This is a genomic window from Micromonospora zhanjiangensis (assembly GCF_042650605.1).
In the GTDB taxonomy this organism is placed as follows: Bacteria; Actinomycetota; Actinomycetes; order Mycobacteriales; family Micromonosporaceae; genus Micromonospora_J; species Micromonospora_J zhanjiangensis.
Map to the genome: position 1 here is coordinate 36633 of NZ_JBHSBN010000024.1, position 13641 is coordinate 50273.

The 13641-nt window shown below is 74.9% G+C and carries 9 protein-coding genes; 3 read left to right on the top strand and 6 right to left on the bottom strand.

All coding sequences use genetic code 11. The features are described 5' to 3' along the window. Nucleotides 1-81: 81 nt before the first annotated feature. From ACFOX0_RS26310 to ACFOX0_RS26320, 3 genes are all read right to left on the bottom strand, one after another. Entirely contained in the window at nt 82-3084 is a 3003-nt protein-coding gene (locus ACFOX0_RS26310) for a hypothetical protein (protein ID WP_377550770.1), read from the bottom strand. A 1-nt stretch (nt 3085) separates the two neighbouring features. Then, entirely contained in the window at nt 3086-4876 is a 1791-nt protein-coding gene (locus ACFOX0_RS26315) for an HSP90 family protein (protein ID WP_377550772.1), read from the bottom strand. Nucleotides 4877-4973: 97 nt separating this feature from the next. Further along, on the bottom strand, nt 4974-5558 hold the full coding sequence (locus tag ACFOX0_RS26320) for a helix-turn-helix domain-containing protein (protein WP_377550774.1): 585 nt from the start codon (nt 5556-5558) through the stop codon (nt 4974-4976). Nucleotides 5559-5654: 96 nt separating this feature from the next. Here ACFOX0_RS26320 and ACFOX0_RS26325 point away from each other — a divergent pair, with 96 nt between their 5' ends. After that, nucleotides 5655-7238 carry an FAD-dependent oxidoreductase gene (locus ACFOX0_RS26325; RefSeq protein ID WP_377550776.1) on the top strand — a complete coding sequence of 528 codons (1584 nt, stop codon included), beginning with the start codon at nt 5655-5657 and terminating at the stop codon, nt 7236-7238. Nucleotides 7239-7358: 120 nt separating this feature from the next. Here the strand turns inward: ACFOX0_RS26325 and ACFOX0_RS26330 are convergent, their stop codons facing one another. From ACFOX0_RS26330 to ACFOX0_RS26340, 3 genes are all read right to left on the bottom strand, one after another. Beyond that, nucleotides 7359-8600 (bottom strand): MFS transporter, encoded by a 1242-nt coding sequence (locus ACFOX0_RS26330; protein WP_377550778.1) that lies wholly within the window; start codon nt 8598-8600, stop codon nt 7359-7361. 122 nt (nt 8601-8722) lie between these two features. Then, nucleotides 8723-10636 carry a hypothetical protein gene (locus tag ACFOX0_RS26335; protein WP_377550780.1) on the bottom strand — a complete coding sequence of 638 codons (1914 nt, stop codon included), beginning with the start codon at nt 10634-10636 and terminating at the stop codon, nt 8723-8725. Nucleotides 10637-10644: 8 nt separating this feature from the next. Continuing rightward, entirely contained in the window at nt 10645-12258 is a 1614-nt protein-coding gene (locus ACFOX0_RS26340; RefSeq protein ID WP_377550782.1) for a ricin-type beta-trefoil lectin domain protein, read from the bottom strand. 398 nt (nt 12259-12656) lie between these two features. Here ACFOX0_RS26340 and ACFOX0_RS26345 point away from each other — a divergent pair, with 398 nt between their 5' ends. Next, the gene (locus ACFOX0_RS26345) at nt 12657-13214 is read left to right on the top strand and encodes a sigma-70 family RNA polymerase sigma factor (RefSeq protein ID WP_377550784.1); all 558 of its coding nucleotides are present in this window, start codon (nt 12657-12659) and stop codon (nt 13212-13214) included. 72 nt (nt 13215-13286) lie between these two features. Beyond that, nucleotides 13287-13641 (top strand): zf-HC2 domain-containing protein (locus tag ACFOX0_RS26350; RefSeq protein ID WP_377550786.1); only part of this gene is annotated, 355 nt, incomplete at its 3' end.

Here is a 13641-nt window from a genome sequence, read left to right on the forward strand (position 1 = left end):
GCTCACGCGAGGCAGCACAGAGCCGGCGCGGGTCGACAAGGACATCCACGCCGGTGACGGTCGAGCGGGTGAGGGGTGCGGTCAGTCGTCCGGCAGCCCGTGCTCCTCGCGGAGCGCCCGGGCCTCCGCGGTGCGGCCCAGCCGTTCCAGGGTGGCGGTCAACAGCCAGGCGGCCCGGCCAGCCAACGGCCCGCCGACGGGCAACCCGCCGAGCACGGTACGCAGCAACCGCTCCGCGTCGTCCGGACGGTCGGTCCGCAGCAGCAGTTCACCGGCGAGCAGTTCGGCCTGGGCCGCCTCCGCGAACGCACCGATCGACCGCAGCCGGTCCGGCACCCCGGCCAGCCGGTCGAGGGCCTCGGTGAGTCGTTCGTCGCCGGTCAGCACGCGGGCGACGATGTCGGCGGCCAGCGCCACCTCGTAGGTCACCACCGGCGGCTCGTCCGGCTGGCCGGCGAGCGCCGCCACGGCCCGGTCCACCACCTCGACCGCGGCCAGCGCCGCCGGTAGGTCACCGGACCAGAACAGGGCGGCCGTCTCCCGGCGCCGGGCCCGTAGCTCCTCGACCGGCAACCCGGCCAGCCGGTACGCCGTCGCCGCCGCCGCGAACCGCTGTGCCGCCAGCACGTCGCGATCGGCGTCGTACAGGATCCCACCGGCCTCCTCCAGCACCTGGGCCCGGTGCGGCAGGTTGTCCGGGCCGTCCAGGTTGTCGGCGAGCCGGTCCAGCAGGGCGAGCGCGGGTTCGGTGTCGCCGAGCCGCTCGTAGACGCCGGCCAGCAGGTGCCGGCACCGGTCGGCCTCGGCCTGGGCGCCCAGCCGGTCGAGCCCGAGCACCGCCTCCTCCGCCACCTCGGCCGCCTCGCTCAACCGGCCCGCGGCCTGGTAGGCGTTCGCCAGTTCCCAGCGCAGGAAGGCGTCCCCGGGTGCCTGCTGCTCCACGCAGAGGGTGACCGCCTCGGCGTAGTCCTCGACCGCCTCGTCGGCCCGGTCGGCGGCCAGCAACGCCCGGGCGCGGGTCACCCGGGCGGGTAGCTGGACCGCGGCCGACCCGACCCGGAGCACCTCGTCGCAGTCGCGTACCGCCTCGGCCGGGTCGTCCACGGCCCGGGCGTGCGCCAGGCCGGCCGCCGCGACCAGTTCGTCGGCCGCCACCTCGCGGGCGAGCCGACGGGCCTCCGCGGCGGCCGAGCGGAACTCGTCCGGCCGGTCCAGCTGTTCGAGGACCGCGGTGCGGTGCAGTGCCACCCGGGCGGCCAGATGCGGGTCGACGGCCGCCCCGGCGGCAGCCCGATCGACCTCGGTGAGCGCCTCCGCTGCCCGGTGTGCCTGCAGCAGCGCCATCGCCAGCCGGTCCCGGGCGGCGACCCGCTGGCGGGCGTCGCCGTGCCGGTCGAGGAACTCGACCGAACCCCGGGTCAGGGCCAACCCTTCCTCGATGTCGTCCTCGGTCATGCACAGCTGGACGCCGAGTCGGCCGGCGACCACCTGCGCCCGTACCTCGTCCGGCAGGTCCCGGTAGGCGGCCAGGGCGGCCCGGTTGGCCGCCACCGCCGCGGCCGGGTCATCGGCGTCGTTGCCACGTTCGGCGGCGCGCAGTTCCAGCCGCCGGGCCGCGGCGAGCCGCGCCGGCCCGTCGCCGTCCGGCCGGTCGCCGCCGGTCTGGCCCGACCCGGGCCCGCCGTCGCCGGTCGCGTCCGGCCCGGGCCCGCCGGCATCCGGGTCCGGACCGTGCTGACCGACCGGCACGTCCGGGTCGGTGCCGAAACGCTCGTCGTACGCCCGCAGCACCTCGGCGAAGTCGTCCGGGCGGTGTGTCTGCCAGCACGTCTCGGCCAGGTCGAGCAGTTGCTCCCGGGTGGCGTCGGCCGGGACCCGCACCGCCGGCCGGGCCGGTACGGGCGTACCCGTCCAGTCGGTCGTCCGGTCGGTCGTCCCGGACGGCGCCGGGGCGGCGGGTCGGGCCGGGCGGCGGCGCAGGCTGGCCGACAACGGCAGGTGTTCGCCCGTCGGTCCGGCGGCGAGCCGCAGGGCGACCAGCTCGGACTGGTGCGACGTGCCGTTGCGTCGGTCGAACCGCTCGGCCAGCGCGGTCGCCGTCTCGGCGAGCTCGGCGGCGAGCGTCTCCGCCGGCACCGCACCGGCCGGCCGGTCACCCGCGGCCCGCCGGTGGAGGGTCACCCCGGCACCGCCGGGAACCTGCCGCAGGGCGGCCGAGGCGCTCGCCGCGAACTGCATCGCGGCGCTCGGCGACGGTGCCCGGTCCAGCCAGTCCAGGTGCCGCTCGACGATCTCCACCGCCCGCGCCTCGTTGCCGGTGACGGTGCAGAACTCGACGTGGTCGGCGATGTCACCCAGGTCCGCGAGATTGCCCCGCAGCCGCCGGTAGGCCTCCCGGTGCGCGTCCCGCGCGGCGTCCCGCCGGCCCGAGCGCAGGTACGGCCAGAGCAGGGCGGTGAGGATGGCCTGCGGCTGCTCGGTGCAGGTGAGTCGACCCGCCAGCACCGGCTCGGCCAGCGCCACCGCCTCGTCGTACCGGCCGGTGCGGGTCAGGTGCTCGACCTGGGTGGTCGGGTCGCAGCCGGCGCAGTCGGACAGGTCGTCGCGGGGCGTCGTCTGCCACAGCCGGTACCACCGCTCCGCGTCGTCCGTCGCGCCCAGGTGGTCGGCGACCCGGTACCGGTGCTTGTGGACCGCCTGCAGGCTGTGTCCGCCCTCCCGGTAGCGCCGTTCCATGTCGTCCAGCACCGCGTACGTGCGGTCCAGCGGCACCTCCGGGAACTTCAGCATCCCGTTGACCATGTACTTGAACGACCAGAGCAGGTTGTGCGCGTACCGCTCGTGGTAGGGCTGCGGGTCGCGGTCGAACTCGGCCAGGCACCAGGAGAAGGTGACGAACGACTTCGCCGGCTCGCCGCCGTAGATGTACGAGGTGGTGGCGTGCATCCGGGTCGCGAAGGCGAGATGCCGGTCGGTGCCGGCGTCCACCCGGCGCAACATCTGCTCCAGCCCGGCGATCTGCCCCGCGCCGTACGGCATCGCCGCGATCTCGTGCAAGGTCCGCCACAGGTCGTCGTCGCCCACGTCACTCACCCCGTCCGGGTACGGCCCGGCCGAGCAGGCCGAGGAAGGAACTGTTCAGCAGCGCGGCGTCGGCCGGCCGGATCGGATGGTGGCCCAGCAGCAACGCCTGCCCGTAGAGCCCTTCCACGGCGAGCCCGACCAGCTCCGGGTCGGTGAGCGTGCTGATCCGACGCACCAGCGGGTTGCGATGGTTGAGCACCAACTGCGGCCGGTCCGGCGGCGCGCTGGACGCCAGCGCGTCGAGTACCCCGCCCCACAGCTCGTCGGCCCGGTCCCGGCTCGCGGCCAGCTGGTCGTTGAACGCGGCCGACCGGCTGACCAGGTACAGCGCCGGCAGCGACACCGGGTCGTACGCCCGCAGCACGACCTCGCAGCCGGTGCGCTCCAGGGCCCGCTGGGCCGCGCTCAGGAACGGCCGCAGGGCCAGCTCGACCCGCGGGTCGACGGTGTCGAACCGGGTGGTCAGGTCGCTGGGCTCCAACCGCTCGATCAGGATCGACCGGTCCACCGCCGGCAACCGCTCGATCAGCTCCGTGTCGTACGTGTAGCCGGCGTTGACCACCGCCAGGTCCTGCGCCGCGGCCACCGCGGCGAGCTGACGGAACTCGTCCAGGCTGGCGGCGTACCGGATCACCCCGTGCCGTTGCCGGAACTCGGCCAGGGTGAGCGTGCCGGTGTTGGTCTCCATCGGCCACCACTGGTCCACCAGGCGCAGCATCTCGTCGTCGTGCAGGGCGAGCGCCTTGACCCCGAGGTGGTGCACCTGGAGGAACTCGGCGAGCCGGCGCGGCTCGTGCCGGGCCAACCGGACCAGCCAGCCGCGGACCTGGTCGCCGAGGGCCTCCCGGACGCCGGCCAGCAGGGTGTCCTCGTACAGCGCCTCCCGGCTGGCGGTCGGCCGCAGCTCGGTGGCGTCCACCACGCAGTGGGCGAAGAAGGCCCACTCCGGCAGCAGCCCGTCGGTGTGCTCGGCCAGCAGCATCCGCTTGAGGTAGACCCGGTGGCCGCTGCGGGCCGCCGGGTTCACCGGGGTCGGCAGGATGAACGCGGCACCGGTGAGACCGGCCTCCGGCACCGACAGCGGCAGCACGTCGAACGGGGCGTAGCCGAGGGTCTCGCGGGCGTACCGGGTCAGCGCGGCCCGGTCCGGCGGGGTCCCCGGCCGGGTCGGCCAGGGTGGCGGCCCGGCGGTGGTGACCACGTCGCCGACCCGGACGGTGACCGGCAGCAGTGAGCCGAACAGCCGGGCCAGGTCGGTGACGGTCGCGGTGGCGAACCACTGACCGGCGTCGGGCCGCGGCACCAGCGTCACGGTGGTGCCCGGCTCGATCCGGCCGGCGCCCGGCCCGGCCGGTTCGACGGCGTACCGGCCGTCGGCGTAGCCGGTCCAGCGCACCGTCGGCTCGTCGGCGTGCCGGGTGAGCACCCGGATCTCGTCGGCGACCAGGAAACAGGAGAGCAGCCCGATGCCGAACTGGCCGAGGAAGTCGTGGCGGGAGAAGCCCAGCTCGTCCCGTTTGGAGCTGCGGCCGATGGTGGCCAGCAGTTCGTGCACCTGTCCCTCGGTCAGCCCGATCCCGCTGTCGTGCACCCGCAGCGTGCCGTCGCCGGTCAGCTCCGGCGGCTCGATCCGCACCAGCGCCGGCGCGTCCGGCTCGGTCGCGCGGCGGGCGGTGATCGCGTCCACCGCGTTCTGCAGCAGTTCACGGACGTAGACGCGGGGACTGCCGTAGAGGTGATGGCTGAGCAGGTCGACCACGCCGCGCAGGTCGACCTGGAAGGTGTGGTCCATGTCCGCGCGCTCTCCCCAGGTGCCGGTTGCCGGGGAACACCGTACCGGTGAGCACCGACGGGCGGGTGCCGGTCCCCGGCCGGTGGCGCGGCCGGGATCACCGCCCGGTGGGGCGGGCCCGGACGTGCAGGCGTTCGCCCTGCGGTCCGAACAGGACCAGCAACTCCGCCGGCTGCGGTCCCGGGTTGCTGAGGCGGTGCGGTACCCGGGTGTCGAACTCGGCGACCTCGCCCGGGTCGAGGGCGAGGTCGTGCTCGCCGAGCAGCAGGCGTAGCCGGCCGGAGAGCACGTAGAGCCACTCGTGGCCCTCGTGCGTCTTCTGGCTCCGGTCACCGGTGGGGGAGCCGGGCGGCATGATCAGCTTGAACGCCCGCAGACCACCCGGACGGCGGGTCAGCGGCAGGTACGTGACGCCGTGCCGCACGATCGGGCGAGGATGTACCCGCGGATCGCCGGTGTCGGGCGCGCCGACCAACTCGTCCAACGGCACCTGGTGCGCCCGGGCCAGCGGCAGCAGCAGCTCCAGGGTGGGTCGCCGGCCGCCGGACTCCAGCCGGGACAGGGTGCTGACCGAGATGCCGGTCGCCTCGGCGAGCTGGGTCAGCGTGGTGCCGCGTTGCTGGCGCAGGGCGCGCAGCCGCGGGCCCACCGCGGACAGGGTGGTCTCGTCGTCGTTTGCCATACCGGCAAACATAGTTGCCGAACCGGTGCCCGGCGGCGCACCGTGGCCTCGACGGGGACGACAACTCCGTCGCGCACGGAGATCAGGGAGGTAACGGTGGACCAGACGTACGACGTGGTGGTGATCGGGGCCGGCGCCGCCGGGCTGAGCGGCGCGCTGGCACTGGCCCGGGCGAGACGGTCGGTCCTGGTGGTCGACGCCGGCGAGCCGCGGAACGCGCCCGCCGGGCAGATGCACAACTACCTGTCCGCGGACGGGATGTCGCCGGCGGAGCTGGTGGCGGCCGGCCGCGCCGAGGTGACCGGGTACGGCGGCGAGGTCGTCGCCGGCCGGGTGGTGGGCGCGGACCGCGACGGGGACGTGTTCCGGGTCACCCTGGCCGACGGACCGCCGGTACGGGCCCGCCGGTTGCTGGTGGCCACCGGGCTGGTCGACGAGCTGCCCGACGTCCCCGGGCTGGCCCGGCGGTGGGGGCGGGACGTGCTGCACTGCCCGTACTGCCACGGCTGGGAGGTGCGTGACCGGCGGATCGGCGTCCTGGCCACCGGGCCGATGGCGGTGGAACAGGCGAACCTGTGGCGGCAGTGGAGTCCGCACGTGCTGCTGTTCACGCACCGCACACCGGCACCGGACGCCGGGACCGCGGAGCGACTCGCGGCCCGGGAGATCACCGTCGTGTCCGAGCCGGTGGCCGGCCTCGAGCTGGCCGACGACACCCTGGCCGGCGTACGGCTGGCCTCCGGCGAGGTCGTCGCGGTGGACGCGCTGGTCGTCGCGTCCCGGCTCACCGCCCGGGTCGACGGGCTGGAGCCGCTCGGGTTGAAGCCGGTCGACGTCGAACTGGGCGGGCACGTGATCGGCAGTCAGCTCCCGGTCGACCCGACCGGGGCGACCGCCGTACCCGGGGTCTGGGCGGCCGGCAACGTGGCCGACGTCCGCGCCCAGGTGATCGTGTCCGCCGCGGCCGGGCTCACCGCCGGTGCGGCGATCAACGCCGACCTGATCGCCGAGGAGACCCGGGCCGCGCTCGCCGCGCACCGGCGGACCAGGGCGGAGATGTTCACCGAGGCAGCCTGGGAGGAGCGGTACTCCGCCCGGCCGGCGGTCTGGAGCGGCCGGCCCAACCCGCAACTCGTGGCCGAGGCTACCGACCTGGCGCCCGGTCGGGCCCTCGACGTCGGCTGCGGCGAGGGCGCCGACGCGGTCTGGCTGGCCGGGCGGGGCTGGCGGGTGACCGCGGTGGACATCTCCCGTACCGCGCTGGACCGGGCCGCGACGCACGCCGCCGAGGCGGGCGCCGAGCTCGCCGGCCGGATCGACTGGCTGCACGCCGACCTGCGCGAGCGGCCGCCCGAGGCGGACCGCTACCAGTTGGTGTCGGCGCAGTTCATGCACCTGCCGGAACAGGAGCGTGGGGAGTTGTTCGGCCGGCTGGCCGCCGCCGTCGCCCCCGGCGGCACCCTGCTGATCGTCGGACACCACCCGTCCGACCTGCGGACCACGGCGCACCGGATGCACTTCCCCGAGATGATGTACACCGCCGAGGAGGTCGCGGCGACGCTCGACCCCACCGGGTGGGAGGTGCTGGCCGCCGAGTCCCGGCCGCGTACCGTGACCGACCCGGAGGGACGGCGGACGGTCATCCACGACGCCGTGCTGCGGGCCCGCCGCAGGCCCTGAGCCGCGGCGCCGGCCAGGCTGGCCGCGGCTGCCCGGCCTGCCCCGGTCCGGGCCCCGTGGCTCGTCCCGGAGGTGCCGGCCCGGCCGGGTACGGGTGGGCCGGGTACGGGTGGGCCGGGTCTACGACGTTCGTCCGGCCCGGTCCCGCCGAACGGGTCGAACGCCGCCCGGGTCCCCCGTCGGACCGCTCGGGCCCGCGCCCCTCGCGGCGGTGTCGCTGCGCCGGGTGTCGACGGCGAGCAACCCGACCGCGGCCAGGGTCAGCAGGCCACCGGCCAGCCCGAGCAGCCGCGGCCCCGGGCCGCTCAGCACGGCGGCGCCGAGCAGCGAACCGGCGGCGATGCCGGCGTTGAAGGCGGTGCTCACCCCGGCCGCCGCGGCGTCGGTGCTGTCCGGGGCCAGGTGCAGCGTCCGGTTCTGCACGGCGGTGGCGAACGCGGCGTAGCCGAGCCCGGTCCCGGCCAACAGCACGACCACGGCGGGCTGGACCGTGCCGAACGCGGTCAGGCCGAGCAGGGCGGCGGCACCGACGCCCCCGGGTACCAGCAGCGAGCCGACCGGGCGGCGGTCGAGGGCCCGGCCCACCGCGACCGTGCCGGCGACACCGGCCGCGCCGGAGACGAACAGCAGCGGCGCCAGCACGGCTTCGGTGAACCCGCCGACGTCCAGCAGGAACGGCGTCACGTACGTCTGCAGGATCAGGAAGCCGTTGACCGCCATCGCGGTCGCGACCAGCAGGACCGCGAACCGCCGCCGGTCCGGTGCGCTGCCCCGGGCGGCGCCGCCGGCGGCCGGTGGGTAGGTCGGGATCAGGACCGCCACGGCGACGGCGACCGCCAGGCCGACCGCCACCAGGGCCCAGAACGCCGCCCGCCAGCCGGCCTGCTGTCCCAGCCAGGTGCCGAGCGGCACGCCGACCACCGGGGCCAGCGCCGCGCCGGTGGAGAACATGGCCACCGCCCGGCCCCGCAGGGCGGCCGGGAAGGGCCCGGTCACGGTGGCCGTGGCGACCGACCAGAACAGCGCCTGGGCCAGGGCGGTGACCAGCCGGGCGCCGGCCAGCACGGGGTACGTGGTAGCCAGCGCGGCCACCGCGTTGGCGGCCGCGAACAGGACCATGGTGACGGTGAGCAGGTGCCGGCGGGGCACCCGGCGGGTCAACCGGGTCAGCGGTACGGACGCCAGCGCGACCACCACGGCGTACCCGCTGACCAGCAGGCCGACCTGCGCGCGGGACCGGTCCAGGTCGGGCGCGATGACGGTGAGCAGACCGATCGGCAGCAGTTCGGTGGTGATGAAGGCGAACGCCGCGAAGGACATCACGGCCAGCGCCGCCCAGGCCCGTCGCGGTGAGACGTTCATCGGCCTCCCCGTCCGTGCTGGGTGCGGAACTGTCCCCGCGAAACTATCCCGGCCGGTCGGACCGTCGACGTGCGGGCCGCCCGGTGGGTGATCCGCCGGGCGGCCGGCCGGGTGGGCCCGGGTCAGTCCGCCCGGACGGGTTCGGCCGCGGACCGGGGGGACTGGAGCGCGGACAGCACGGTCGGCAGCGGGCCGTTCGGGGCGTTCCGCCGTCGACGCCAGGAGGATTCCGTGGCCTCGGCCACCCGGTCGACCCGGAGCCGGTCGTAGTGCCGGGCCGGGACGATCAACTCGACGCCCGCCGACCACAGCGTCCCGGCCCGGGACCGGACCGCCGGAAGCCGGGTGAGGGTCTCGGCGGTGGCGCCCACGTCGATGGCGCGTCCGGTCGGTACCTGGACCTCCAGGAGGAGACGACCGGCGACCACCGCGGGCTCCCGCCGGTACAGCCGCAGCCACCGGCGGGGCGGCCCGGAGCCGCGCGCGGGCACCAGCGCGTAGGCCCGCCCGGCCCGGGAACCCGGCCACCTGGGTACGTCGTTGGGCAGACCGGCGACGCCGTGCCAGGAACCGTCGCAGTCGAGGCGGACCGGGGCGGCGTCGAACTCCCCGGCGGCGGTGAGCGCACCGGCCGCGGAGACCTGGTAGCCGGCCAGCAGCCGCAGCCGGTCGAGCCGGCCGGCCGGCAGCAGGTACGCGTCGTGCCCGGCGAGCAGGTGCTGGAGATTCGCCGGTATGTGCGACCGCATGGACGCCATCGGGATGGCGCCACCGGGTTCGACCCGGATCCGGAACAGGTGGGTCGCGGCGCGGGTCGACGGGGCCGGACGCGGTTCCAGCCGCCCGATCAGGAACAGCTCGGGGCTCGGCAGGCCGTTCTCGACCGCCTGCCGCGGCTCCCGGTCGGCGGCCACGAACACGTCGAACGGGTCGGCGTTGACGCACTGTCCGGGCCGCAGCCAGGCGACGCCGGACGCGGGCGCCCGGCGCTGCTCGACCAGCACGGAGGGTCGTTCGGACGGGCGTACGGTGACCGGTTCCGGCCGTCCGGCGGCGACCGGCGCCGGCGTGACCTGGTCGGCGGCCGGCTCCGCCGGGGCGACCGGCACCAGGCGGCCGTCCGGATCCGAGCGGAACGCCGGCGTACCGGTGAGGCCGGTCGGCCGGTGACACCGCCACCGGCCCGGCGTCCCGGTGGAGTCGACGGCCCGCAGGTCGTGACCGTCGTCGAGCAGTTGCGCCGCGCCGCCGACCGGTGGTGTCCAGACGGTCGCCCCGACGGTGTCGGCGAGTTCCTGGACGTTGGCCTCCAACTGCCGCTGCTCGGTCTGCTCCGGCGGCCAGGTCAGCCAGAGCCGCAGGTCGGCGCCGTAGAGGGGGAGTTCGGCGAGGACCGCCGCGAGCCGCAGGCCGGTGTGCGTCCGTTGGGTGCCGCGGTAGTCGCTGGTCAGGAACGCGCCCGCCCGGACCGTGACGGCGACCGTGGCCAGCCCGGGGAAACCGGTACGGAGCCGGTATGCGGCCGACCGCCGGGTGACGAAGTCGGCCCGGGTGGCCAACGCCAGCCCGTCGGACATCGGCAGGCACACGATCCCGTCGCGCGGGCGGACGACGCCGCCGTCGACGGCGAACCAGCCGGGCAGCGGGGTCGACAGGTCCGGCGGTTGGATGACCAGCCAGTCCACCGGCTGGCGGGTGGACCGGTCCAGGGCGACGGCGTCGTACAGCCCGTCCGCCTCGTCGTCGGAACCCTGGTGCCGGATGTCCGCACCCTTCGGGGTGACGAAGACGTCCCTGCCGAGCAACCCGGCGACCTCGCGGAACAGCGCCTCGCGGCCGCCGCCGTCCCCGGCGAGCACCCGGACGTCGTCGGCCGGTTCGGCGGAACGGCGTACCAGGTCGGCCACCTGCCGGGCGTCCCGACCCGCGGCGGAGGACTCCGCCGGGACCGGCTCGTCGAGGATCAGGTCGAACAGCCCCGCCACCCGCCGGTGCCGACGTACGTCGAACCGGCGGGTGGCGGGTCGTCCGGACATCGTGACGACTACCTGGCGGTGAAGGTCTGTTTCGGGTTACCGACGTAGTCCCAGATGTTGATCTCGGTGCCGTTGGTCGGGTTGTTGCCGACGCTGTCGATGCACTTGTTGGCCAGCAGGCTGCGGATCCAGTTCGACTCGACCTTCCACTGCTGCGCCGGGTTGCCGCTGCAGTTCGCGGTCTGCACCAGGGTGCCGGTCGCCGTGTTGCCCCAGGCCACGTCCATGCACAGCCCGGTCAGGACCGAGCGGATGGTGCCGTCGCCGCGGATGTCCCAGCGCTGCGAGGCGGACCCGCTGCTGCAGGTGCGCAGCGTCAGGTGGGTGCCGTCGACGCCGGCGCCGGCGTCGAGGCACTTGCCGGACTGCTTCTGGACGAAGGACTTGCCGGGCAGCGGCGTGTCCGGCTTCCCCGGCGGCGGCGGTGCGGCGGCGGTGGCGGTGGGTTTGGTGGTCGGTTTGGTGCCGGTCGCCTTCGGGGTCGGCGAGCCGGAGGACGGCGCGGTCGACGGCGCGGCGGTGGCGCTGAGCCGGGTGTCCAGCCGGTAGTACGCGGTGAAGGAGGCCACCCGGTCGATGAACGCCTTCGTGGCCGCGTCCGGTGTGCCGCCGGACTGGCGTACCGTCGTCGGCCCGACCCGCAACGCCGCGAGCGACAGCAGATAGGGGTCGCCCGGCAGGCCGGCCAGCTCCGTGATCATGCCGCACATCGCGGTGCCGACGACCGGGATCGCCACGGTCGGATCCCAGGCGGATGCGCCCTTCGGGGCGTACCGCTGCCAGACGTCCGGCAGGAACTGGGCGATGCCCTGCGCGCCGTCGGCGCCGAGCCGGTTCGGATCGAACGCCGACGCCGCCATCAGCACGGACGCCACCTGGGCGGGGGAGACCTGCTGGCAGACCTGGCCGGCGGCCAACACCGACGGGACGTACTGCGCGGGCAGCGGTTTGGCGTCCGCGGGCGGACTGGCGGTGCCGAGTGGCTGGTTGCCGGCCCCGCCGAAAGCCGGAAGCTTCGCGTAGTAGGTCGCGTAGCCGCTGGCCTGGTCGACGTACTTGCCGCTGGCGGAGGTGACACCGCCGGCGTCCCGGACCGCCGGCACGCCGGAGTGGAAGGCGGACAGGGCCAGCCGCCACGGATCGCCCGGGGTCTTGGCCAGCCGCAGTTGCCCGCTCAGGTCGCACATCTGGTGTGCGAGCGCGAGGATGTTGGCGGAGCTGTCCCCCCGCTTGGCGTCCGGCCAGGGGGCCCACTTCTTCCAGTCCGCGTCGCGGAGCCCGGCGATACCCCGGCCCCCCGATGCCGTGCGGGAGGACTTGTTGTCCAGTCCGGACTCGGCCATGAGTTGGCCGGCGACCCGGGCCGGGGTCAGCATCGGGCACGACCGCGCGGCGGAGACGATCGCGGTCATCTGCTCGGCCGTGACGCTGCGCCCGGTTGTCGCATCGTTCCGCGCCGTGGCGATTCCCCAGCTGATGGTCGCCGCGATCGCGGCCAGGACCGCGAGCCCCGCGACGATCGTGGCCGCGGCGCTGCGCGGTAGCCAGCCGATCCGCCGGGTCAACCGGTCGCGGAGCCCGCTGAACCTCCGGCCGACGGGGCTTGACGAGGTGCTTTTCACGGTCCCGGTCCCTTCGGGTGGCAACTTCGTCGTGTGGACGGACGGCGGGGCGGTTCGGTTCAACGTAGCGGGTGCCTGTCGAAGATTTTTTGGCCGGGTCCGGGTGCCGCGGCCCGGCCGGGGCACCGTCGACGTCGATGTTCACCCGCCCGGTGCGGGGCGATCCTAAGGGGACCTAGTAACATCCAAAAGGGATCCTAACAATTACCCGTTGTAGTGATCGTGGCGGTCAGGTCGGGAAAGAACCCGGAACGGGTGACTCGACGTCTCTTGAAGGGAGGCCCGCGGGTCCCGTTCATGGGACTGAAACATCGCTCGTGATAGAGATAGCGGTGGTCGATGCGCGGGCGGTGTCGCATGACCTGGGGAGGCGTTTCGTGGCGGCGGTACCCGACGGCATGGCTGATTCGTTAGGCACCGGCGGCGACGTGGCCGGGGACGGTGGGAATCCGCAGGTGGAGGCGCGGATGCGCCGGATCCACGAGGCGTACGCCGGTCCGTTGTCCCGGTTCCTGTCGCGGTTGACCCTCGGCGACCGTGACCTCGCCGAGGACCTGCTCCAGGAGACCTTCCTGCGGGCCTGGCGCAACATGGACGTCCTGCCGGACGACGTCGAGAAGGTCGGTGGCTGGCTCTACACCGTGGCCCGCAACGTGGCCATCGACGCCGCACGGGCGCGCCGGGCCCGGCCGCCCGAGGTCCGGCTCCCGGACATCAACCGGGTGCCGTCGACGGGTGACGCGGTCGACCGGCTGGTCACGGTGCAGACGGTCCGACAGGGGCTGGGTCGGCTCAGCCCCGACCACCGGGCCGTGCTCATCGAGCTGTACTTTCGCGGCGCATCCACGGCCGAAGCGGCCGCCCGGCTGGGCATCCCCGAAGGTACAGTGAAGTCACGGGCGTATTACGCGGTGCGTTCGCTGCACGCGGTGCTGGGCCCGACGGAGCCGTCATGACCGGCGTCCGGTCGGCGCACCGCCCCGGGCGGTCCGCTCGGGTCGGGAGGACGGCACGCGAGAGGGGGTGTCATGGGAGAGAGCGCTGAACACGCCACGGTCGAGGAGACCAGGTTGGCGCTCTACCTGCTCGGCGCCCTCGACGAGGACGAGCGGACGGTCTTCGAACGCCACCTCGCCGGCTGCGACCGGTGCCTGGCCGAGGCCGGCGAGCTGGGCACGCTGACCAGCGTCTTCGGCGAGTTCTCCGACGCCGACGTGGCGGACCTGCTGGCGGCAACCGAGCCGTGGGCCGAATCCGCCGAGTCGGCTCACGCCGAGTCGGCTCACGCCGAGTCGGCTCACGCCGAGTCGGCTCACGCCGAGTCGGCTCACGCCGAGTCGGCTCACGCCGAGTCGGCTCACGCCGAGTCGGCTCACGCCGAGC

Bases quoted from the DNA above. Each gene is read 5' to 3' on its own strand.
- ACFOX0_RS26315 (WP_377550772.1), bottom strand. From the start codon at position 4,876: ATGGACCACACCTTCCAGGTCGACCTGCGCGGCGTGGTCGACCTGCTC.
- ACFOX0_RS26320 (WP_377550774.1), bottom strand. From the start codon at position 5,558: ATGGCAAACGACGACGAGACCACCCTGTCCGCGGTGGGCCCGCGGCTG.
- ACFOX0_RS26330 (WP_377550778.1), bottom strand. From the start codon at position 8,600: ATGAACGTCTCACCGCGACGGGCCTGGGCGGCGCTGGCCGTGATGTCC.
- ACFOX0_RS26335 (WP_377550780.1), bottom strand. From the start codon at position 10,636: ATGTCCGGACGACCCGCCACCCGCCGGTTCGACGTACGTCGGCACCGG.
- ACFOX0_RS26345 (WP_377550784.1), top strand. From the start codon at position 12,657: ATGGCTGATTCGTTAGGCACCGGCGGCGACGTGGCCGGGGACGGTGGG.